At 65.3% G+C, this 22,431-nt stretch carries 20 protein-coding genes; 5 read left to right on the top strand and 15 right to left on the bottom strand.

Going from position 1 to position 22,431, the window contains the following annotated elements; translation table 11 throughout:
• The first annotated feature begins 12 nt into the window (after positions 1-12).
• A complete protein-coding gene (locus BMI85_RS10595; protein ID WP_078601274.1) occupies positions 13-1,407 on the top strand; it encodes a pyruvate dehydrogenase complex E1 component subunit beta in 1,395 nt (464 codons plus the stop codon).
• A 12-nt stretch (positions 1,408-1,419) separates the two neighbouring features.
• Complete coding sequence (locus BMI85_RS10590) at positions 1,420-2,790, top strand: pyruvate dehydrogenase complex dihydrolipoamide acetyltransferase (RefSeq protein ID WP_078601273.1); 1,371 nt, start codon at positions 1,420-1,422, stop codon at positions 2,788-2,790.
• Between the two features lie 193 nt (positions 2,791-2,983).
• On the opposite strand, the gene cysE is transcribed toward BMI85_RS10590, so the two are convergent.
• The 15 genes from cysE to BMI85_RS10515 all read right to left on the bottom strand — a co-directional run bounded on the left by cysE (position 2,984) and on the right by BMI85_RS10515 (position 17,411).
• Entirely contained in the window at positions 2,984-3,790 is an 807-nt protein-coding gene (gene cysE, locus BMI85_RS10585) for a serine O-acetyltransferase (RefSeq protein WP_078550039.1), read from the bottom strand.
• Positions 3,791-3,819: 29 nt separating this feature from the next.
• Positions 3,820-4,164 (bottom strand): hypothetical protein, encoded by a 345-nt coding sequence (locus BMI85_RS10580; RefSeq protein ID WP_078601272.1) that lies wholly within the window; start codon positions 4,162-4,164, stop codon positions 3,820-3,822.
• 1 nt (position 4,165) lies between these two features.
• Positions 4,166-6,631: a glycoside hydrolase TIM-barrel-like domain-containing protein gene (locus BMI85_RS10575; RefSeq protein ID WP_210402342.1), complete on the bottom strand. Its 2,466-nt coding sequence runs from the start codon at positions 6,629-6,631 to the stop codon at positions 4,166-4,168.
• Positions 6,561-6,881 (bottom strand): hypothetical protein, encoded by a 321-nt coding sequence (locus tag BMI85_RS10570; protein WP_078540609.1) that lies wholly within the window; start codon positions 6,879-6,881, stop codon positions 6,561-6,563. Before BMI85_RS10570 ends, BMI85_RS10575 begins: the two co-directional genes overlap by 71 nt.
• A 202-nt stretch (positions 6,882-7,083) precedes the next feature.
• Complete coding sequence (mltG, locus tag BMI85_RS10565) at positions 7,084-8,250, bottom strand: endolytic transglycosylase MltG (protein WP_078601270.1); 1,167 nt, start codon at positions 8,248-8,250, stop codon at positions 7,084-7,086.
• Complete coding sequence (gene fabF, locus BMI85_RS10560) at positions 8,250-9,512, bottom strand: beta-ketoacyl-ACP synthase II (protein WP_078601269.1); 1,263 nt, start codon at positions 9,510-9,512, stop codon at positions 8,250-8,252. Before fabF ends, mltG begins: the two co-directional genes overlap by 1 nt.
• 122 nt (positions 9,513-9,634) lie before the next feature.
• Positions 9,635-11,044 (bottom strand): GGDEF domain-containing protein, encoded by a 1,410-nt coding sequence (locus BMI85_RS10555; protein WP_143595055.1) that lies wholly within the window; start codon positions 11,042-11,044, stop codon positions 9,635-9,637.
• A 121-nt stretch (positions 11,045-11,165) separates the two neighbouring features.
• Positions 11,166-11,738: an RNA 2',3'-cyclic phosphodiesterase gene (thpR, locus tag BMI85_RS10550; protein ID WP_078601267.1), complete on the bottom strand. Its 573-nt coding sequence runs from the start codon at positions 11,736-11,738 to the stop codon at positions 11,166-11,168.
• A 106-nt stretch (positions 11,739-11,844) separates the two neighbouring features.
• Entirely contained in the window at positions 11,845-12,078 is a 234-nt protein-coding gene (locus BMI85_RS10545) for an acyl carrier protein (protein ID WP_075775036.1), read from the bottom strand.
• A gap of 215 nt (positions 12,079-12,293) precedes the next feature.
• Entirely contained in the window at positions 12,294-13,031 is a 738-nt protein-coding gene (gene fabG / locus BMI85_RS10540; RefSeq protein WP_078521048.1) for a 3-oxoacyl-[acyl-carrier-protein] reductase, read from the bottom strand.
• A 220-nt stretch (positions 13,032-13,251) separates the two neighbouring features.
• Complete coding sequence (gene fabD / locus BMI85_RS10535; protein WP_078601266.1) at positions 13,252-14,181, bottom strand: ACP S-malonyltransferase; 930 nt, start codon at positions 14,179-14,181, stop codon at positions 13,252-13,254.
• Between the two features lie 64 nt (positions 14,182-14,245).
• Complete coding sequence (locus BMI85_RS10530; protein WP_078601265.1) at positions 14,246-14,800, bottom strand: sugar O-acetyltransferase; 555 nt, start codon at positions 14,798-14,800, stop codon at positions 14,246-14,248.
• Between the two features lie 81 nt (positions 14,801-14,881).
• The gene (locus BMI85_RS10525) at positions 14,882-15,313 is read right to left on the bottom strand and encodes a glyoxalase superfamily protein (protein ID WP_078601264.1); all 432 of its coding nucleotides are present in this window, start codon (positions 15,311-15,313) and stop codon (positions 14,882-14,884) included.
• A gap of 281 nt (positions 15,314-15,594) precedes the next feature.
• Positions 15,595-17,001, bottom strand: a complete 1,407-nt coding sequence (gene glnA, locus BMI85_RS10520) for a type I glutamate--ammonia ligase (protein ID WP_078520902.1) — start codon at positions 16,999-17,001, stop codon at positions 15,595-15,597.
• A 71-nt stretch (positions 17,002-17,072) separates the two neighbouring features.
• Positions 17,073-17,411: a P-II family nitrogen regulator gene (locus BMI85_RS10515; protein ID WP_075775041.1), complete on the bottom strand. Its 339-nt coding sequence runs from the start codon at positions 17,409-17,411 to the stop codon at positions 17,073-17,075.
• A gap of 186 nt (positions 17,412-17,597) precedes the next feature.
• Between BMI85_RS10515 and BMI85_RS10510 the strand changes: the two genes are divergently transcribed.
• The 3 genes from BMI85_RS10510 to BMI85_RS10500 all read left to right on the top strand — a co-directional run bounded on the left by BMI85_RS10510 (position 17,598) and on the right by BMI85_RS10500 (position 22,324).
• The gene (locus BMI85_RS10510) at positions 17,598-19,163 is read left to right on the top strand and encodes an NAD(P)H-hydrate dehydratase (protein WP_078601263.1); all 1,566 of its coding nucleotides are present in this window, start codon (positions 17,598-17,600) and stop codon (positions 19,161-19,163) included.
• A gap of 162 nt (positions 19,164-19,325) precedes the next feature.
• Positions 19,326-21,023: a type I secretion system permease/ATPase gene (locus BMI85_RS10505; protein ID WP_078601262.1), complete on the top strand. Its 1,698-nt coding sequence runs from the start codon at positions 19,326-19,328 to the stop codon at positions 21,021-21,023.
• Positions 21,020-22,324, top strand: a complete 1,305-nt coding sequence (locus BMI85_RS10500; RefSeq protein WP_078601261.1) for an HlyD family type I secretion periplasmic adaptor subunit — start codon at positions 21,020-21,022, stop codon at positions 22,322-22,324. The genes BMI85_RS10505 and BMI85_RS10500 overlap by 4 nt, the downstream gene beginning before the upstream one ends.
• The last annotated feature ends 107 nt before the right edge of the window (positions 22,325-22,431 follow it).

Below are 22,431 nucleotides of genomic sequence, written 5' to 3'. Positions count from 1 at the left end.
GGGGAAAGACAGATGGCAACCAAGATTCTGATGCCCGCGCTCTCGCCCACGATGGAAGAGGGCACGCTGGCGAAATGGCTCAAGAAAGAGGGCGACGAGATTTCGGCCGGTGACATCATCGCCGAGATCGAGACCGACAAGGCCACGATGGAATTCGAAGCGGTCGACGAAGGCACGCTGGGCAAGATCCTCGTCGCCGAAGGCACCTCCGGCGTGAAGGTCAACGACCCGATCGCGGTGATGCTGGAAGAAGGCGAAGACGCCTCCGCCGCCGAAGAGGCCGAAGCGCCCGATACCGGGTCGGACGCCGCCGAAAGCGACGACGAAGGCGAGCCTGCGAAGACCCCGGCCAAGGCGAAATCCTCGGATGAGGGCGACGACATGCCCAAGCCCGACACCACGCCGGATTGGCCCGAAGGCACGCCGATGAAGACGCAGACCGTCCGCGAGGCGCTGCGCGATGCGATGGCCGAGGAAATGCGCTCCGACGACTCCGTCTTCGTGATGGGCGAGGAAGTCGCCGAATACCAAGGCGCCTACAAGGTCACGCAAGGGCTCTTGGACGAGTTCGGCGACCGCCGCGTGATCGACACGCCAATCACCGAGCATGGTTTCGCGGGTCTCGGCGTCGGTGCGGCTTTCGGTGGCCTGCGCCCGATCGTCGAATTCATGACCTTCAACTTCGCCATGCAGGCGATGGACCAGATCATCAACTCGGCGGCGAAGACGCTCTACATGTCGGGCGGTCAGATGGGCGCACCGATGGTGTTCCGCGGTCCGAACGGCGCGGCCGCCCGCGTGGCGGCGCAGCACAGCCAGGATTACGGCGCATGGTATGCCAGCGTTCCGGGCCTGAAAGTGGTGCAGCCCTACTCGGCAGCCGATGCGAAAGGCCTGCTGAAATCGGCGATCCGTGACCCGAACCCGGTGATCTTCCTCGAGAACGAAATCCTCTATGGGCGTTCGTTCGAGGTGCCGGATCTGGAGGACTTCACCATCCCCTTCGGCAAGGCGAAAATCTGGCGCGAAGGCGCGGATGTCACCATCGTCAGCTGGGGCATCGGCATGAGCCACGCTCTGGAAGCGGCAGACAAGCTCGAGAAAGAGGGCATCGACGCGGAAGTGATCGACCTGCGCACCCTGCGCCCGGTGGATTACGACACGGTGCTCGCCTCGGTGCGCAAGACCAACCGCTGCGTGACCGTCGAGGAAGGCTTCCCCGTGGCAAGCTTCGGCAACCACCTGTCGGCCGTGATCATGGAGCGCGCCTTCGACTGGCTCGACGCGCCGGTGATCAACTGCACCGGCAAGGACGTGCCCATGCCCTACGCGGCGAACCTCGAGAAAATGGCGCTCGTGACCTCGGACGAGGTCGTCGATGCGGTCAAAAAAGTCACCTACCGGTAAGGGGATAGCGCAATGGCAACCCAGATTTTGATGCCCGCCCTGTCGCCCACGATGGAGGAAGGCACGCTCGCGAAATGGCTCGTGAAAGAGGGGGACGAAGTCTCCTCTGGCGACATCATCGCGGAGATCGAAACCGACAAGGCCACGATGGAATTCGAGGCCGTGGATGAGGGCGTGATCGGCAAGATCCTCGTCTCGGAAGGCACCTCCGGCGTGAAGGTAAACGACCCGATCGCCGTGCTGCTGGAAGAGGGCGAGGATGCCTCCGCCGTGGACGAGGCCGAGAGCCCCGTTCCCGGGGAAGCACAAGCCGAAGCCGCCGAAGATGCGAAAGAGACCAAGGACGCCGACAACGCGCCCGCCGAAAAGACCGGCGCGAAAGCCGGTGGCTCGAAAGGTGCGAGCGCCGCACCGAAGACGGAAAAAGCGCCTGCCGCGCCGCAGGATGCGGATGGCAAGCGTGTCTTCGCCTCGCCGCTCGCACGCCGCATCGCCGCCGACAAGGGCGTCGATCTGGCCGCGCTCAAAGGCTCGGGCCCGAAAGGTCGTATCGTGAAGGCCGATGTCGAAGCCGCCCAAGGTGGCAAGGCAGCCCCGGCCAAGGCGGACGCTCCGAAAGCGGAGGCTGCGGCCCCTGCCCCGGCAGCGGCATCCGTCTCCTCCTCGACCATCGCGAAGATGTATGAGGGTCGCGAATACGAGGAGATCGAGCTTAACGGGATGCGCAAGACCATCGCCGCGCGTCTCACCGAGGCCAAGCAGACGATCCCGCATTTCTATCTGCGCCGTTCGGTCAAACTCGACGCGCTGATGAAATTCCGCTCGCAGCTCAACAAGCAGCTCGAGGGGCGCGGCGTGAAGCTGTCGGTCAACGACTTCATCATCAAGGCCTGCGCGCTGGCGCTGCAATCGGTGCCGGATGCGAATGCCGTCTGGGCCGGTGACAAGGTGTTCAAGCTGAAGCCCTCGGACGTGGCCGTCGCGGTCGCAATCGAAGGCGGGCTGTTCACCCCGGTGCTGAAGGATGCAGAGATGAAGTCGCTCTCGACGCTGTCTGCGGAGATGAAGGACCTCGCCACCCGTGCCCGCGACCGCAAGCTCGCGCCGCATGAATATCAGGGCGGCAGCTTCGCGATCTCCAATCTCGGCATGTTCGGGATCGAGAATTTCGACGCGGTCATCAACCCGCCCCACGGCGCGATCCTCGCCGTCGGCGCGGGCATCAAGCAGCCGGTCGTGAATGACGAGGGTGAGATCGAAGTGGCGACCGTCATGTCGATGACGCTCTCGGTCGATCACCGCGTGATCGACGGTGCCCTCGGCGCGGAGCTGATGAAGGCGATCTGCGAGAACCTTGAGAACCCGATGCTGATGCTGGCCTGATCGGGCCGCACAATCTGAAACGCAGGAAAGGGGGGCGCTGCCCCCCTTGTCGCATTCGCGAATTCACCCCCCGGGATATTTCCACCAAGGGGAAGACCCATGCGCGAGGTCATTCGTGCGAACTGGAAACCGACGGCAAAACACAAAAAAAGCGGGGCCGAAGCCCCGCCTGTCTATCCAGTGTGAGATCCGCTCACTTGCTGTGCAAAAGCTGATCCATCTCGCGCGCAGGACGGTCGCAGCCCGCCTCGCCGACGATCTTCGCGGGCACCCCGGCGACGGTCTTGCAGCACGGCACGTCTTCCAGCACCACCGAGCCCGCCGCGATCCGGCTGTAATCACCGACATGGATATTGCCGAGTACTTTCGCGCCCGCCCCGATCAGCACGCCATTGCCGATCTTCGGGTGACGCTCCTCGTCTTCCTTGCCGGTCCCGCCAAGCGTCACCGAATGCAGCATCGAGACATTGTCGCCCACGACAGCCGTTTCCCCGATCACGATCGAATGGGCATGGTCCATCATGATGCCGCGCCCGATCCTCGCGCCGGGATGGATGTCCACGCCGAACAGCTCGGAGGTGCGCATCTGCACGAAATAGGCCATGTCGCGGCGACCGTTCGTGAACAGCCAATGCGCGATCCGGTAGCTTTGCAGCGCCTGAAACCCCTTGAAGAACAACAGCGGCTGGATCAGCCGGTGGCAGGCCGGGTCGCGCTCATGCACGGCCACCAGATCGGCCCGCGCCGCCTGCCCCAAGGCGGGATCGGCGGCAAAGGCTTCCTCGGCGATCTCGCGCAGAAGCTGCTCGCTCATCTCCGCCGAGGCCAGTTTCATCGAGAAACGATAGGCCAGCGCCCGTTCGAGCGTCGGATGATGCAAGAGCCCGGCATGGATCAAGGACCCCAGAAGCGGCTCGTCACGCACCGCAGCCCGCGCCTCGTCGCAAATCTGCGTCCAGACCGGATCGACGGTTGCAACCTTGGCCATCTGCTTGTTCATCGGATTACTCCCTCTTCGCGCGCAAGAACTTAACACATAGGCTTTCCGGCGAATAGAGGAAGGGGCATTTCGTCATTTCGCTTAAGGGGCTGTCGCGTCAAGCGCCAAGCGGCCATCCCCGCACAGACACAGCCCAGCGCGCGCAGATAGCGCGGATCGCCCGGCCCGGCCTTCGCCCGCGGCAGGCCCAGCGCCATGCTCAGAACCGAGCCGTTCCCCCAGTGCGGATGCGCGCGGCGGAATCGCTTGCAATAGAGGTCCGCCGCGTGAACCTGGTCGAGGAGTCGCTGAAGCTGGTCCGGACGCTGCTCATCGGGCCAAAGCATCACCACCCGCGCGAGCGCCATCAGATCGCCGTCCAGCACCGCGCGCATCTCACCCGGTCCAGGTCAGCCGTGCTGGCAACCCCGGCCCGAAGACATCCGATATCTGCGCCACCTCGAAGCTCGGCGCGCCGATCTTCCCGTCTTCCGCGCGCTCTGCCGCGCCATAAGTCCAATCCGGTGCGCTTACGACAACCTCGCGCCGGATCGCCTGCCCCTCAAACACCCGCACCCGATAGCGCTCCGACACCTCGCCCAAAGGCACGTCCAGCGCCTCCCAGTCGTCGCCCCCGACCCGCGTCCGCCGCACCCAACTCAGCCGCAGATCCCCGCCCAGCGACTGCGCGCACAAATGACAAGGCGACAAGGGCCGCAGCCCGATGCCCGCAAAGGCTTGAACCGTATGAATATAGGAGGGATCATCATAGCCACGACCGGCAGGCCCCACCCGGTAGTGACGCGCCTGATTTCGCGCCGAGGGCGACACCTCGATCTGGCGCGGCGCCCCGTCGAGCAGCACGACCACCGAGCCTTCCGGCCAAGCATCGGGCATGAGCGCATCGCTCCCCGCCTGCCCACGCAAGCGCAACGAGACGTCCCAGACGCCCGGCTCGACCGGCTCGGCGGTCCGGAACTGGAACACCTCCCAGCGATCCGACGAGCCATCTCCGATCGCCATCGCGTTCAGCCCCGCCAACACACCCTCTTCGCTCACGCTCTCCAATGCCCCCGACAGCATCTTCACCCGCAGGCTCGGCCCGCGATCCCAGAGCCCGGTCTGCGCATGCGGCAAGATTGTCTGTGTCACACCGATCGCCGCTTGGGTTTCGGCCTTGGTATTAAGCGCATAGCCCGCATCCTCCAGCGCCGAATACAGCGCGGCCGCCCCCGGCCAGGGGCTGGCCGTGACGGCCAGATGCGGCGCACAAGGGTCTTCCGCACCTGTCAGCAACGGCAAATCAAGGAATACCGGCGTCACCGGCACAGGCGGCGTGAAGCTCTCGATCCGCGCCACCTCGTCGGTTTCCTCCGAGGCCTCATAGATCCCCGGCTCGACCCGGACCGCCTCCACGCGGATCGCCTCGGCACGCTCCATCCGGTCGATCCGATAGCGCCGCGCGCCCTCCTCAGCTTGCAGCACCACGACATCCCCCGGCCCGAGCCACCCCATCGAGGGCGGAAGCGTGAACTGCGCCGTATCGCGCGCCACCCGCGCCTCCGAGAGCCAGCGGTTCACGACGCGCATTCCCTCCGCCCGCGTCAGCGCCAGAGGCGCCTCGCTCGCAGAGGCGGGGCCGTTTTCCTCGTCGGGGAAGATCGCCTCCACCGCGCGGGTCTCGAAACTGCCATCGGCCTCGACATAAGCCAGTCGCACGCGTCCCGCGATCTCCGCCTCCGGCGCACGACGCGTCTCAAGACTCTGATCGTCGCCGTCCAGCGCCAGCAGCGGAGGCAGCACCTCCGCATCGACCGACGCATCGCGCATCCGGAACACCAGCACCCCGTCGCGCTCCACGGCATCGAAACCGTAGATCAGGCTCAGCGACTGCAACGCGCCGCGCGGCGTGATCCCCCCGGGCATCGCATATCCGCGCACCACCCCGTGCAGCGCGCTCACATCGAACACCTCGACCCCCGCGAGCGCACAAATCTCGCCTACGACATGCGCCAGAGGCTGTGCTGTCGCCCGCCCCGAAATCCAATGCCCCCGAGCGTAGTTCGCCGCGTCGTCCCATACCTCCGGCAGACCGGGAAATTGCGGATAGGGCCGCACATCCCACGCCCAGACATGGGCGCGCGCCATATCCACCATCGGACCGCCGTAATATTCCGAAATCGGATTGTTGGCCGCTTCCCCCCAATACTCGGTCATCGCTCGCAGATATTGCATCTGGATGTAATCATCGCGCCGCCCATCCGAGTAATGCGGCAGCGCGCTTTCCGAGCTTTTCGGGTCGAGGAACTTGTTGGGCTCGTTGGTGCCCTTGTCGATGGCCGCACAACCCATTTCATCGACCCAAGCCGCGTCGAATTGCGGCCCCCGCAGCGCCTCGGGCTCATGAGCCGAGAAGGCCTGCGCCGTCGCCCCGTTCGGCCAGACGAGCCGCCGTCTTCCCGCTTCCCAATCGGGCCTGCGGTCGGGCGGAGAGCAGGCGAGTATCCCGCTCTCCCCCATCACCATCACATCGCGCACCTGATCGAAGGTCTCGCCGACCAGCGCCACGCGCCGCGCCCTTCCGGGGTCGAGCGGGCGTGCGCCTTCCACCTGCGCACGCACCCACTCGGCCCCGGCCCGCGTCTTGCCCGCGCCGCGTCCGCCCATGATCACCCAGGACTTCCAATCCCCTTCGGGCGGAAACTGATGATCCAACGCCCAGAATTCGAAGATCCAGGGCAGCGCGAGCAATGCATTGTCGTCGAGCCCGTCTAGAAACGCCTCGACGCTCTCAGGCGTCGCGGAGGCGAGCCAGGCGGCGCCCGATTTCAGCTCTGGCGGCATCGAAGTCGAGCGCGCCATCGCGTCCGGCGGCGACACCTGCCAGCTGTCTGCGGAGTTTCTCGACACGCGATCGTTCCTCCATCACCAAATGAAAAGCGGTGCGGAGGTCCTTGACCGCCTGCACCGCCGCTTTCGCCTCGGATATGTCGCCGCGCCGCACCCCCTGCAGCGCCTGCGCCAGCTCCTCGGCCACGTCCCGATAGAGCGCTTCGGTCTGATCCAGAAGATCGACCGGCGCCCCCGCCTCGTTCACTTTGTTGTCTTGCATCACTGACGAACCCACCCGTTCCAAGTTGGTCCGTTCGAGAGACATGAAAAAACGCCGTCGGGTTTCCCCGCGGCGCTTGCCCACTTCTCCTAGCATGCAAAATCTCTACCCGAGAGCGTTCGCAAAGTCAAGCTCTAAATTCTGGGTTGTGCGATCCGGCCAAGAAAAAACCCCGGCGAAAACCGGGGTTCTTTCTTATTTATCAGTTGCTTGACGCATCTTCCTGACGCTGTTTCTCGATCTCGCGCCACTTCGCCACGTTCCGATTATGCTCCTCGATCGTGCTCGAGAACGCATGTCCGCCGGAGCCATCGGCCACGAAGAACAGGTAGTCGGTCGAATCGGGATGCATCGCCGCCTCGATGGCCGCCTTGCCCGGATTCGCGATCGGTCCGGGCGGCAACCCGTCGATAACATAGGTGTTGTAGGGCGTCGCCTTGCGCAGCTCGGACTGGCGCAGACCGCGGCCCAGCACCCCCTTGCCTTCGGTCACGCCGTAGATCACCGTCGGGTCGGTCTGCAGACGCATCCCCTTCTCGAGACGGTTGATGAAGACGCTCGCCACTTCCGGGCGCTCTTCAGGCACACCGGTTTCCTTCTCGACGATCGACGCCATGGTCAGCGCCTGCTGCGGATCGTCATAGGGCAGTCCCTCGGCGCGTCCGTCCCAGGCGTCGGCGAGGATTTTCGACTGGCGATCTGCCATCAGACCGATCAGCGCCTGCCGGTCGGCCCCGCGCGTCACCTCGTAGCTGTCAGGTGCGAGCGTGCCTTCGCCCGGCACCCCGTCGATCTTGCCCGACAGGAAGCTCGCTTCCTGCAGCCCCTGCACGATCTGCCAGCTGGTCACACCGTCGACCACCGTCACGCGGGTGCGGACATCGGCACGGTCGGCCTTGTCCTCGAACCCTTCGGGCGGCTTCTCGCTCTCGGGATTGTACTCCGCGACCTTCTGGTAATCGCCCGTGGTCGGGTCCAGCTCGCGCAGCAGCACTTCGTTGCCGTTCACCCCGATCCGGAACACCAGTTCCGAGCCGCAGGTCGACGGACCACCGGAGGTGATCTGCCCGACGATGGACTGCATCGAGGCGTTCGGCTCGATCAGGTAGGAGCCGAATTTCAGCTTGTCGGCCTTTTCCTCATACTGCGCGCCCGTGCGGAACAGATAGGAGGACGAGATCGCCCCCTTGTCTTTCAAACTGGACGACACGCCTTGCAGGCTTTCGCCCGGCGCGACGCGCAGGCACATCGCCTCGGCCAGCGGGCCGGGCTCGACATATTGGTTCTTCGCCCAGGCGACCAACCCGCCCAGAGCGACGAGAATGACGATCAGCAGCGTCAGGAAATTCGAGACGATGTTACGCCACATCAGTTATCCACCTTGCCCATCACGAGGCTCGCATTGGTGCCACCGAAGCCGAAGCTATTGGACAGCGCCACGTCGATCTTGCGCTTGACCGCGGCCTTCGGCGCGAGGTCGATCACGGCCTCTTCCGGCGGATTTTCCAGATTCAGCGTCGGCGGTGCGATCTGGTCGCGGATCGCAAGGATCGAGAAGATCGCCTCCACCGCACCGGCAGCGCCCAGCAGGTGGCCAACGGACGACTTGGTCGAGCTCATCGTGGCCTTGCTCGCCGCGTCGCCCAGCAGGCGCTGCACCGCGCCCAACTCGATCACGTCGGCCATGGTCGAAGTGCCATGCGCGTTGATGTAATCCACCTGATCGGGGTTCAGATCGGCCCGCTCCAGCGCCGCTTTCATCGCGCGGAAGCCACCGTCGCCATCCTCGGACGGCGCGGTGATGTGATAGGCGTCGCCCGACAGGCCATAGCCCAGCACTTCGGCATAGATCTTCGCGCCGCGCGCCTTGGCGTGCTCGTATTCCTCCAGCACGACGCAGCCCGCGCCCTCGCCCATCACGAACCCGTCGCGATCGGCATCCCACGGACGGCTCGCCGCTTCCGGCTCGTTGCCGCGCTTCGTGGACAGCGCCTTACAGGCGTTGAAGCCCGCGATCCCGATCTCCGAGATCGGGCTTTCCGCGCCGCCCGCGACCATCACATCGGCATCGCCGAGCATGATGAGACGCGCGGCGTCGCCAATGGCATGCGCGCCGGTCGAGCAGGCCGTGACGACCGCATGGTTCGGGCCCTTGAAGCCGAAGCGGATCGAGACCTGTCCCGAGACGAGGTTGATCAGCGCGCCCGGAATGAAGAACGGGCTGACGCGGCGGACGCCCTTTTCCTTGATCAGTACGGCCGTATCCGCGATCGAGCTGAGGCCGCCGATCCCCGAGCCGATCATCACACCGGTGCGCAGACGGCTCTCTTCGTCCTGCGGCTCCCAGCCGGAGTCCTTCACCGCCTGCGTCGCCGCGGTCATCCCGTAGAGGATGAAATCGTCGACCTTGCGCTGCTCTTTCGGCTCCATCCAGTCGTCGGCATTGAACGTGCCGTCGGACCCGTCGCCCAGCGGAATCTCGCAGGCGTATTTCGTGGTCACATTGGACGCATCGAAGCGCGAGATCGTCCCCGCCCCCGATTGTCCCGCGATAAGCCGCGACCAGGTCTCCTCGACGCCGCAAGCCAGCGGCGTGACCATTCCCAGACCCGTGACTACTACCCGACGCATGCCCGACCTCTTTCTCAGCCAAATATCTTGGCAGACCTGATACACGGGGGCGCGCAAAGGCGCAATCATAACCCATTGTGACAAGCGGGTTGTCGTTCAGCGCAGAACTGCGCGCGAGGGCGCTAGCGCATCGGCGCGCGAACCGGTTCAGGCTGCCGGGCCGGACGCTTCGGCTCAGCCAGCGGCGCCCGCCCGGTGGTCAGGGGCGGCAACGCCTGCGCGGTACAGCGCATCTGAGCGGTGGGCGGCGCCAGCAACACCCGGTCGCGCCCGCCATTCTTCGCCGCGTAGAGCGCCCCATCAGCGCGCGCATAGAGGCTCCGCAGCTCCTCGCCGCGCTCCCATTCGGCCACCCCGATCGAGACAGTGACCTGCAGCGCCGCGCCGTACTGATCCTCGAAACGCAGCCCCGCCACACAGGCGCGCAGCCGCTCCGCCACTTCGAGCGCCTCGACCAGCCCTGCCCCCGGCAGGATCACCGCGAATTCCTCGCCGCCGACCCGCGCCATCGTATCCTCCAGCCGCAGCTGCGCCCGCATCGCCCGCGCCGTGCGGCGCAGAACGCGATCGCCCAGAGAATGCCCACCCAGATCGTTGATCCGCTTGAAATGGTCGAGGTCGACCATCAGCGCCGTGAAAGGCACCTGCTCGCGCATCCCCTGCGCGAAATACTGCGCGAAACGCCGCCCGAGCATCTCCCGGTTGAACAGCCCCGTCAGCCCGTCGCGCATCGCCCGGTTCACCAGTTCCCGCTCGGCCTTGCGCCGCGCATGATCCACCCGCTCCAGCGATACTGCCATCAGGATGATCAGCCCGATATTCACCCCCACGATGGTCGCGACCAGCAACAGTAGCTCCGCGCGCACCTGACTCCCCTGATCGCTGAGCAGGTAGAACGTGCCCAGCAGGAAGGGCGCGACGACCCCCAGAAGCATCTGCGCCCGTGCCTGCCGCCCCGAGGCATGCTCGTTGAGCAGCACCCGCATCACCCCACGATCGCTGCGGCAGATGAGCCCCGCATAGGCGAGACACATGATCGCCAGTGCCGCCCCGATCGACACGCCCTCCGCCAGCCGGCTGGCCACGATACTGTGCGACAGCAGGTACATCAAAGCCCCGCCGAACACCGTCAGATAGGCAATCGTTCCAAATAGATAGGCACCCGCCTCCAGCGCGAAGAACCCCGCCGCGGCGATCGCCAAGAGCGCGGCCGCGCCTTCCCCGATCGCCCCCGCTCCGCTCAGGTCATAGACCTCCGCAACGTTCGAGAACAGGCACAGCAACAGCGTTCCCGCCGCCAGCCCGCGCGCCACATTCGGCGCCTCGCGCCGAAACGCGATAGCCCCCGCCATCGCCAGAATGGCCAGCGCCGTCCACCCGCCCATCGCGTTCCAGGACATGATCGCGCGGACGACCATATCTTCCCCCGACAACGCGGTGGCGACATGCGCCAGCAGGGCCAACCCCGCAAGCGCGGCGGCGAAAACCAATAGAGGACGGATCAGAACCCGAGCCCGGCGAAACACAGACATAACGAGACCTCAACTGCGCGGGCAGAAGGGCATTTTTCATAAGGCACCCGCAACCTCTCCAAGGGACGCCTAATTCGTTAACGAAGGGTTAACAGCCACGCGGACGCGATTGCACTTTCGGTCAGGTCTTCGCGAATTGCACAGATTTTTCATCCGGATAGCGCATCAAAACGTCATGCCGCGGCGGCCCGTGTCCCAGCGTGGACTGGATCAACGCCACCTGCTCGGGCGTGAAAGCGGGCAGCTTCACAGCGCCTTCCGCCGCCATGAGTCGCCCCAGCCGCAGCAAATCCCCCGGAGATGCGCGCTTGCCGAACCGCGCCAGGGTGACATGCGGGCGAAACCGCCGCCGCGGCAGGTCGATCTCTGCCAGACGCGCGGCGCCCATCACCGCGCGGTGCCAGCGATCGAGGTTGGGATCGGGATGCACGCCCAGCACCAACGCCTCCGGACGCGCGGCACTGCCGAAAAGCTCCAGCCCCGCCAGCACCACCTGCGGCCCGGGCGCCCAGTCGATGGCCCGCAGCCCCTCGTCCAGCGCCTCCAACTGGCCGGCGTCGATCTCGTCGAGAAAGGCCAGCGTCAGGTGCAGGTTCTCGGGCTGCACGATCCGGCCTGCGCCCAGAGCCTGCTGCAACCGCTCGATGGCCTCGACATGCGCCTCGGGCAGCTCGATCGCGACGAAACTCCGCATCTTCCCTCCCCCGAACGCAGGCGCGCGCTTCGCGCAAAAGAAAAGCGGCGCTCCGGTTCCCCGAAGCGCCGCTCTTAACTCTCTCTCAGCGTCAGCCGTAAAAGGTTTACTGCGCTTCCGAGATGAATTTCACCGCATCGCCGACGGTCTGAATGTTCTCGGCGGCGTCATCGGGGATCTCGATGCCGAACTCTTCTTCGAAGGCCATGACCAGCTCGACCGTGTCGAGGCTGTCCGCACCGAGGTCGTCGATGAACGAGGCGCTCTCAGTGACCTTGTCCTCTTCCACGCCGAGATGCTCCACGACGATCTTCTTCACGCGATCAGCGATGTCGCTCATGTCAATTCCTCAAAGTTTATAGGGCCTAGCCCGTTCATGCTTGCTCGAATACGAGCGTCTCAACCCGCGCGCCCCGGGTCAACCCGAAGACCGCAATTCAGAGCCGTGGCTTTTACGCCCGGCCCGTCTGCAGCGCTCTTAGCGATTGCCGTGGCCCATGGCAAGACGTTTCTCTATCCTATCAAAGGCCTTCGTGCCCTAGGGTCACAAAGACGTCAGGCCATCGTCCCGCCGCCGTTGACGTGCAGCACCGCACCGGTGACGTAGCCCGCCTCGGGACTTGCGATGTAGCGCACCGCAGCCGCGATTTCTTCCGGCGTACCCATGCGCCCGGCCGGGATACCGGACAGGATCGCGTCCTTCTGAGCCTCGGTGAGCTTTTCCGTCATCGGCGTCTCGATGAAGCCCGGCGCCACGCAGTTCACCGTCACGCCGCGCGTCGCGACTTCCTGCGCGAGCGATTTCGACGCGCCGACAAGACCCGCCTTGGCAGCCGCATAGTTCACCTGACCGGGATTGCCGGTCTGCCCGACCACCGAGGTGATGTTGATGATCCGGCCCCAGCGCGCTTTCATCATTGGGCGGAGAACCGCACGCATCAGGCGGAACGCCGCCGTCAGGTTCACGTCGATCACCGATTGCCAATCCTCGTCCGACATCCGCATCGTCAGCTGATCACGCGTGATGCCGGCGTTGTTCACGAGGATATCCAAACCGCCCATCGCCTCGATGGCCGCTTTCGGCAGCGCCTCGACCGATTCCGGATCGCTCAGATTCGCCGGGCAAACATACGCGCCCTCGCCCAGCTCGGCAGCCAGTGCCTCGAGCGGCTCGACCCGCGTGCCCGACAGCGCCACCGACGCACCGCCCGCATGGAGGGCCCGCGCGATTTCGGCGCCGATCCCGCCAGAAGCCCCGGTGACAAGCGCGCGTTTGCCTTTCAGATCGAACATCATGCTACCTCATATCTAAGTTGGCGCTCTCTTAGCAGCGAAAGCGCCGTTAGGGAACTCTAAGTGCTACACGCCATGGTTGCGCACGTCGGGGCGACAGCCCATCGCGATCACAAACGTATGAAAAAGCCGACCAATTCGCTTTCGAACCGGTCGGCCTAAGCTTCCTCTTGGCGGAAATATCCCAGGGGGTCCGGGGGAGGATCCCCCGGCGCAGCCCTCAGCCCTTCAGCGCGGCGATATCCTCCGGCGTACCGACCGCGCGGCAGGTCACCTCTTTCGCGATCCGGCGGATCATGCCCGACAGCGCCTTGCCCGCGCCGATTTCCCAGATCTCGTCGACGCCCTGACCGGCCATCCACGCCACGCTCTCGCGCCAGCGCACCGAGCCCGTGACCTGCTCGACCAGAAGCTCGCGGATCAGGGCCGGGTCGCTCACCGCCTCGGCGCGCACATTGGCGACCAGCGGCACGACCGGCGCCTTGATCTCGACGCCTGCCAGAGCCGCATCCATCGCATCCGCGGCGGGCTGCATCAGCGCGCAGTGGAACGGTGCGGAGACCGGCAGCATCACGGCCCGTTTCGCGCCCGCTTCCTTGGCGAGCACCGTGGCGCGTTCGACCGCCGCCTTGTCGCCCGAGATCACGACCTGGCTCGGATCGTTATCGTTGGCCGCCTGGCACACCTCGCCCTGCGCCGCCTCAGCCGCGACTTTCGACGCCGCCTCGAAATCGAGCCCGAGGATCGCGGCCATCGCGCCCACGCCCACCGGCACGGCCGATTGCATCGCATCACCGCGCACGCGCAGCAGGCGCGCTGTATCGGCTAGGCTCAGCGACCCCGCCGCGCAAAGCGCCGAATATTCGCCCAGCGAGTGACCCGCGACATAAGCCGCATCGGTGACCGCATAGCCTTCGGCCTCCAGCGCGCGCAAAGCCGCAATCGAGGTCGCCATCAGCGCGGGCTGCGCGTTGGCGGTCAGCGTCAGCTCGTCCTGCTCGCCTTCCCAGATGAGCGTGCTCAGCTTTTGCCCGAGCGCCTCATCGACCTCCTCGAACACCGCTTTCGACGCGGGATAGGCGTCGGCCAGTGCCTTGCCCATGCCGATGACCTGTGCACCCTGACCGGGGAATACGAATGCGCGGCTCATGCCTGATCCTCCTGATTGATCTTTGGTTTCCCTTAGCGAGAAGGGCGCGGCGGGGCAAGTTTCGCTAAGCCTTGCCGATGATCCGCGCCGGATTGCCCGCGACCGTAGCGCCCGCAGGCACGTCGCGCGTCACCACCGCGCCCGCACCGATCAACGCGCCATCGCCCACCGTGATACCCGGCAGAAGGATCGCGCCGCCGCCGATCCAGACATCCTCGCCGATCCGCACGGGCCGCCCGAATTCCAGCCCCGTCCTGCGCGTCTCCGGATCGCGCGGATGATCGGCGGTCAGGATCTGCACCTTCGGCCCGATCTGTGTCCGATCGCCGATCGTGACCGCAACCACATCGAGAATGACACAGCCGAAATTCAGAAAGACCCCGGCCCCGAGCCGGATATTGCTGCCGTAATCGCAATGAAATGGCGGGCGGATGCGCGCGCCCTCCCCCACGTCCGCGAACAGCTCCGTCAGCAGCGCGTGGCATCCTTCGGCACTGTGCGCGACGGTGGCGTTGAACCGATCCATCCACGCCGCGGCCCGCGCCATATCGGCTTCGATCTCCGGGCCCTCGGCGCGATACAATTCGCCCGCCAGCATCTTGTCCTTCTCAGAGCGCATGATCCCTCCCCGCCATATCGCCGGATGATCCTGCCCCGTTTCCGGGCAAAGAAAAAGGGGCGCTCGATGCGCCCCTTCTCCTCAGTCCAGTTCGAGATGCGCGACCCCGTCGGAGCGGCGCCCGATCGAACGCCCATCCGCGCCAATGGTCGCACGCACGCGCCGCCGCATCGAGGAAAACGCAGCACTTTCAACGACATCAACCGGCTCGTCCAGCGCGATCTCGATGTCGTAATGGGTCGCGCCCTTGCGGCGCAGCGCATGGACGCGCCCGCTCACCGGATGGCCCAGATAGCGCCCGCGCACCGCATCGCCCAGAGCATAGCCCTTCGCTTGCGCGGCCGGTTCGGCACGTCGCAGCGCCGCCACCATCGTGTTCCAATCCGCATGACCCGCCGCCTGCGCGGTCAGCTCATAGGCTTTCGACAGCGCAACGGGATTGCCCGCGCGCGCCATCGCCTCGCTCAACCGGCGCGCCTGCGCCTTCACGTCTTTCACTGTGTTCACAGTCATTGTCTCGTCTCCACGGGGATGATCCACCGCTTCGGGGCCCGCATTGCCGAAGAGCCCCCGAAAGAATGGAGAGCGATCGTGAACCGGATTTCACCAAGGGTCACACCCCGCGGGCGGCAGGCATCCGGCAGCCAAGGCCCGACAGATGGGCGGCGCAGGTGCGTCTGTCAAGTGGCGGGGCCTTACCCCGCGTCGGGCGATGCGAAAGCGCCATATCTCAGGCCCCAAAGCGAAAGGGGCGCCCAAACGGACGCCCCTTCCCATCACTGTCCCTCTCCCGTTTAGCAGGAGTAGTAGTACTTGTATTCCACCGGGTGGGGGGTGTGCTCGAACGCGTACACTTCTTCCCACTTCAGTGCGATGTAGCCCTCGATCTGGTCCTTGGTGAACACGTCACCGGCCAGCAGGAACTCGTGATCGGCTTCCAGCGTCTCGAGCGCTTCACGCAGCGAGGCGCAAACGGTCGGGATCGAGGCCAGTTCTTCCGGCGGCAGATCGTAGAGGTCCTTGTCCGAGGACGGGCCCGGATCGATCTTGTTCTTGATGCCGTCGAGACCAGCCATCAGCAGAGCCGAGAAGCACAGGTAGGGGTTCGCCGACGGATCGGGGAAACGGGCTTCGACGCGCTTTGCCTTGGGGGATTCAGCCCACGGAATACGGACACAACCCGAGCGGTTGCGAGCCGAATACGCGCGCAGAACCGGAGCCTCGAAGCCCGGGATCAGACGCTTGTAGGAGTTGGTCGACGGGTTGGTGAAGGCGTTGAGCGACTTCGCGTGCTTCAGGATACCGCCGATGAAGTACAGCGCTTCCTGCGACAGGTCGGCGTATTTGTCGCCTGCGAAGAGCGGCTTGCCGTCTTTCCAGATCGACATGTTCACGTGCATGCCGGTGCCGTTGTCGCCCGCGATCGGCTTCGGCATGAAGGTCGCCGATTTGCCATAGGCGTGCGCCACGTTGTGGATCACGTATTTGTACTTCTGGATGTCGTCGGCCTGCTTGGTCAGCGTCCCGAAGATCAGGCCCAGCTCGTGCTGGCACGAAGCCACTTCGTGGTGGTGCTTGTCGACCTTCATGCCCATGCGCTTCATGGTCGAGAGCATTTCCGAACGCAGGTCCTGCGCGTCATCCACCGGGTTGACCGGGAAGTAGCCGCCCTTGACGCCCGGACGATGGCCCATGTTGCCCATCTCGTAATCGGTGTCGGTGTTCCAGGCTGCGTCGAGCGCGTCGACCTCGTAGGAGACCTTGTTCATCGAGACCGAGAACTTCACGTCGTCGAAGAGGAAGAATTCCGCTTCCGGACCGAAGAAGGCCGAGTCACCGATGCCCGAGGCGACGAGATAGGCTTCGGCCTTCTCGGCGGTGCCGCGCGGGTCGCGGGCATAGGGTTCGCCGGTGTCGGGCTCGACCACGGTGCAGTGCACGCACATGGTTTTCTCGGCGTAGAAGGGGTCGATATAGACCGAGGACGCGTCCGGGATCAGTTTCATGTCGGACTGATCGATCGACTTCCAACCCGCGATCGAGGAGCCGTCGAACATGAAGCCTTCTTCGAAGAAATCTTCGTCGACCTCGGTATGCATCAGCGTCACGTGCTGCAGCTTGCCGCGCGGATCGGTGAAGCGAACGTCGACGTATTCGACGTCTTCGTCCTTCATCAGTTTGAGAGCGTCCTTGATGCTCATGTCACATTACCCTTTCGTTGAGCTTGGGTTATCCCCGGACCCGCAACGAGGCCCGGCGGGAATGGCGGAAGTTACAGCGCGTCGTCGCCCGACTCGCCGGTGCGGATACGGATCGCCTGCTCCATCGGAGAGACGAAGATCTTGCCGTCGCCGATCTTCTCGGTGCGCGCGGCATTCGTGATCGCTTCGATGGCGGCGTCGACGAGGTCGTCGGGCAGCACCATCTCGATCTTCACCTTGGGCAGGAAATCCACGACATATTCGGCGCCGCGATAAAGCTCGGTATGGCCCTTCTGGCGCCCGAACCCTTTCACCTCGATCACCGAAAGGCCCTGAATACCAACTTCCTGAAGTGCTTCTTTCACTTCATCGAGTTTGAAGGGCTTGATGATCGCCTCCACCTTTTTCATGCCGCCGACTCCTCCGTCAGGTCTTCGTTCCGACCCCCTCAGACCACTTTCCCAAAGCCCCCGCAATCGGCTAGGCTGGACGGGAGCGAAAAGGGGATCGGAATTCCGAAAGCCGCGCCCGCAATTCGTGCAAGTAGCACAAAAAAGCAGCAGTTTGAAAACGATTCCTTTGAAGACCCGAGGACCATGCCCGAAATCCTGACCGCGAGCCAAATGCGCCAATGCGAACGCGCCGAGATCGAGAGCGGCGCGGTGACGGGCCTTGAACTGATGGAGCGCGCCGGGGAAAGCGTTGTCACGGCAATCTTCTCGCGCTGGCCCGATCCGGGGCCCTCGCAGGCGGTGGTGCTGTGCGGTCCGGGCAACAATGGCGGCGACGGCTATGTGATCGCGCGGCTTCTGGCCGAGCGTGGCTGGACCATCGCCTGTTACGCATATGGCGATCCGACCCGCCTGCCCCCCGATGCGCAGACCAATCACGACCGCTGGGCGCAGATCGGCGCGGTCCTGCCCTGGGACGATGCCGCGATCGAGGACCGGATCGACGAGATGGAGGGCGGGCTGGTGATCGACGCGCTGTTCGGCACCGGCCTGACGCGTCCGATGCCCGACGACACCGCGAAGACATGGCGCGGGATTTATCCGCGGCGCTTTTCCAATCCCTCAGGACCGCGCCCGCGCTTCGTTGCGGTCGATATTCCCAGCGGGATTTCCTCAGATAGCGGGCGCAATCTCGGGGGCGCTTTCCCCGCCGATCTGACGGTCAGCTTCCACCGCGCGAAATGCGGCCATTACCTCGACCCCTCGGACGGGCCCGACCGGCCCGGCGGAGGTGCGTCGATGCGCGGCGATCTGGTCGTGACCGATATCGGCCTGCCGCAGGATGCGATTGCGGGCGCCGCGCAGCTGATCGACCGCCCGTCGAATTTCCTGATGAAGCAGTCGGGCCACAAATACAGCCACGGTCATGCGCTGGTGCTCTCGGGCGGTGCGGGCAAAGGCGGCGCGGCGCGGATGGCGGCGCGCGCGGCGCTCAGGATCGGCGCGGGGCTGGTGACACTCGCCTGCCCGCCCAAGGCGCTGGCCGAGAACGCAGCCCATCTCGACGCGATCATGCTGAACGCCCTGCCCGACGCCTATAGTTTGCGCGGGATGCTGGGCGACGACCGTCTCAACGCGCTCTGCCTCGGCCCCGGTCTGGGCATGGCGCGCGCGCAGGAGATGGTGCCGGCCGCGCTTTGGGGCAAACGCGCGACGGTGCTGGATGCCGATGCGCTCAGCGCCTTTGCCGAGGATCCGAGCGTGCTCTTCGGCCAGCTTCACGCGACCTGCGTGCTGACCCCGCATCCGGGCGAATTCAAAAAACTTTTCCCCGATCTGGCCGAGAAGCTGTCAGGCGACGATCCAAGCTACTCCAAGCTGGAAGCCACCCGCGAAGCCGCCGCGCGCGCGGGTTGTACGGTACTGCTCAAAGGGGCCGACACCGCGATTGCCGACCCCGACGGGCGCGTCGCGCTGCATTCGGCGACGCAGGACCGCGCGGCGCCGTGGCTTGCGACCGCAGGCGCAGGCGATGTGCTGGCGGGGCTGATCGCGGGGCTGCTTGCGCGCGGGTTCAAACCCTTCGACGCCGCGACCTCCGCAGCCTGGCTCCACGTGGAGGCCGCGCGCAGGTTCGGCCCCGGCCTGATCGCCGAGGACCTCCCCGAAGCGGTCCCGCAGGTGCTGCGCGCGCTGATGGCGCAGGGCTGACACCACCTGCGCGCCCGGCTGCCCGCGCAGCTTTTTCGACCCGCCTCGCGCAAAATTGACATCAATCAATGATACCCCTCACCGCGTCGTGAAAATGAACCCGGGGATACGCAACTTTGGGGTATTGGCGTGGGACTTTCTTCTTCGGGCGCGCGGTCGGAAATGCGGCGCGCTTTTTCCGGGAGCCGGGGGCTGATCGGCTCGGCTGTTCTGTTCAGCTTTTTCACCAATCTTTTGCTGCTGACCGGGCCGCTTTTCATGCTGCAGGTCTATGACCGGGTGATCGGTTCGCGCTCGGAAGAGACGCTGGTCGCGCTGTTCGGCCTCGTGGTGTTCCTCTACCTGTTCTACACCGTTCTGGAGTTCGTCCGCGCCCGCGTGATGGCGCGGGTCGGCGCACGGCTTCACGCCAACCTCTCCGACCGGGTCTTCCGCGCCTCGCTGGAGCGCGCAGCACTCGGGCGCACCGACAAGGGCGCGAGCGCGTTGCAGGACCTCGATGCGGTGAAAACCGTCTTCGCCTCGCCGGTGCTGCTGTCGCTCTTGGACATTCCGTGGACGCCGGTCTTCGCCGCCGCGATCTTCATCTTCCACCCGCTTCTGGGCTGGCTGGCACTGGCGGGCGGCGCACTTTTGATCGTGACCTCGCTGCTCAACCACTGGCTCACCCAGACCCGCCTGACCGAGGCGCAGGGCACCTCTTTCGCGGGCAACCAGATCGCGCGGCAGGTCGAGGACGGGGCCGATTACCTCTGGGCGCAGGGCATGGGAGAGACCATGCGCGCGCGCTGGCAGGACACCCAGACCGAAGGTCAGCGCAAGATGCTGCGCGCGGCCGACTGGACCGGCGCGTTCGGCGCATTTTCCAAGGGCTTCCGGATGCTGCTGCAATCGGCGGTGCTGGCCGTAGGCGCCTATCTGGTGCTGCAACATGAGATGACGGCCGGCGCGATCATCGCGGGCTCGGTCCTGCTGGGCCGCGCGCTGGCCCCGGTCGAGCAGGTGCTGGGCCAATGGACGCTGCTGCACCGCGCGCGCAACGGCTGGGCTTCGCTGCGGGCGTTTCTGGGCTCCGTGCCCGAGGCGCGAAAGCCGACCGAACTGCCCGCGCCGACGGGCGATCTGTCGGTGCGCGGCGTCTCGGTCTCGCGCAAGCGCGGCGAGCGTCCGATCCTGTATAACGTGAGCTTCGATGTCGCGCCGGGTGAAGCCATCGGCGTGATCGGCAAGAGCGGCTCGGGCAAGACGACGCTGGCGCGGGCGCTGGTGGGTCTCGTCTCGCCCACCGCGGGCGAGGTGCGCCTCGCCGCCGCCAAGCTCGACCAATACAGCCCCGAGCGGCTGGGCCAGTTCATCGGCTATCTTCCGCAGGTGGTGAAGACCTTCGACGGCACCATCGCCGAGAACATCGCGCAGATGGCCCAATCGCCGGATGCCGAGCGGGTCGTGGCCGCCGCCAAGAAAGCGCATATCCACGAGATCATCCTGCAACTACCCAAGGGCTATGACACCCATATCAGCGCGCGCGATGCGCAGCTCTCGGGCGGCCAGCGCCAGCGGCTGGGTCTGGCCCGTGCGCTTTACAACGATCCGGTGCTTCTGGTGCTCGACGAGCCGAACTCGGCACTCGACTCCGAGGGCTCCGAGGCGCTGAACGCCGTGGTGAAGGCGATGACCGAGGAAGGCAAATCCGTCGTGCTGATGACCCACCGCACCAATGCGATCAAGGCCTGCTCGCGCCTTGTGATCCTCGAGAGCGGCCAGATCACCGCGCAGGGGCCGCGCGACGAGGTCATCCAGTCGATGATCAAGAACGCGCAGGACGTGCAACGCATTCTGACGATGAGGGCCGAGAAATGAGCAAATCCTCCGATTTCGCAAATAGCCGACTTCTGCTCGTCGCTGGCTTCGGCGCGATCACCCTCCTCGTCGGCGGCATGGGCGCCTGGAGCGTCGGCGCGAAGATCAACGGCGCGGTCGTGTCCCGCGGCGTGGTCAAGGTCGAGAGCGAACGGCAGGTGATCCAGCACCCCGACGGCGGCGTCGTGGGCGAAATCCTCGCCCATAACGGCGATCAGGTGCATGCGGGCGACGTGCTACTGCGCCTCGACGGGACCTTTCTGCGCTCGGAGCTTGCGATCGTGCAGGCGCAGCTTCTGGAGATCGCGGTGCGCAAGGCGCGGCTCGCCGCCGAGCGCGACGATCTGGCAAAGGTCGATTTCACGGTTCTGCCCGACTTCCCGATGCTCGATCCCGAGCAGGTCGCCCAGCAACGCGAGGGCCAGAGCAATCTCTTTGCCGCGCGTCAGGCGACGATGGCCAAGAAGATCAACCAGCTGCGCGAGCAACAGCAGCAGATCGAAAAGCAGATCGAAGGCGTCGAGGCGCAGCGCGTCTCGCTGATGGAGCAGCTCGACCTCGTGTCGCAGGAGCTGGAGGACAAGCAGAGCCTTTACGAGCGCAAGCTGATGGAAGCCTCGCGCGTGCTCGCCACCCAGCGCGAACACGCCAAGCTGACCGGCGAGATCGGGCGGCTGAACTCGGTCATCGCGGAGGCCCGCGTGCGGATCTCGGCGCTCGAGATCGAAGTCGTGGGCCTGTCCGAGGATCGCCGCGAGGCCGCGATCACCCAGCTGCGCGACCTGCAATATAACGAGATTTCGCTGGTCGAACGCGAGACCACCCTGCGCGAGAAGCTCGCGCGGCTCGACGTGCGCGCGCCGGTCGATGGCGTGGTGTTCGGCTCGCAGGTCTTCGCGCTGCAATCGGTCATTCAACCCGCCCAGCCGATGATGTTCCTCGTGCCCAGCGATCAGCCGCTTTATGTCTCGGTCCGCGTCGATCCGACGAGCATCGATCAGGTCTATTCCGGTCAGCAGGTCTCGCTGCAATTCTCGACCTTCAATCGCCGCACCACGCCCGCGATCCCGGCCGAGGTGCTGCGGGTCTCGCCCGACGTGCAGACCGACGAGGCGAACCGCGAGACCTATTACGAGGCGACGGTGGAGCCCGATCCAGAGGCTCTGGCCGCCCTGCCCGAGGTCAAGCTGATGCCCGGCATGCCGGTCGAGGCCTTCCTCAAGACCGACGCGCGCACGCCGCTATCCTACCTGACCCAGCCGTTGACGATCTATTTCAACCGCGCTTTCCGGGGGGAATGAAGGAGCGGGCCGCTTCAGGCAGCATCACGAACGATAAAGATAAGCGGCCCCGCGGGATACCTCGCCGGGCCGTTTTCGTGATCGGGGTCAGGTTACTGCGCCGCGAG

The organism is Thioclava sp. DLFJ4-1, assembly GCF_002020145.1.
GTDB classification, from domain to species: Bacteria; Pseudomonadota; Alphaproteobacteria; order Rhodobacterales; family Rhodobacteraceae; genus Thioclava; species Thioclava sediminum.
Note: the sequence above shows the minus strand (reverse complement) of the source record. Positions and strands in the feature narration are given on the sequence as shown.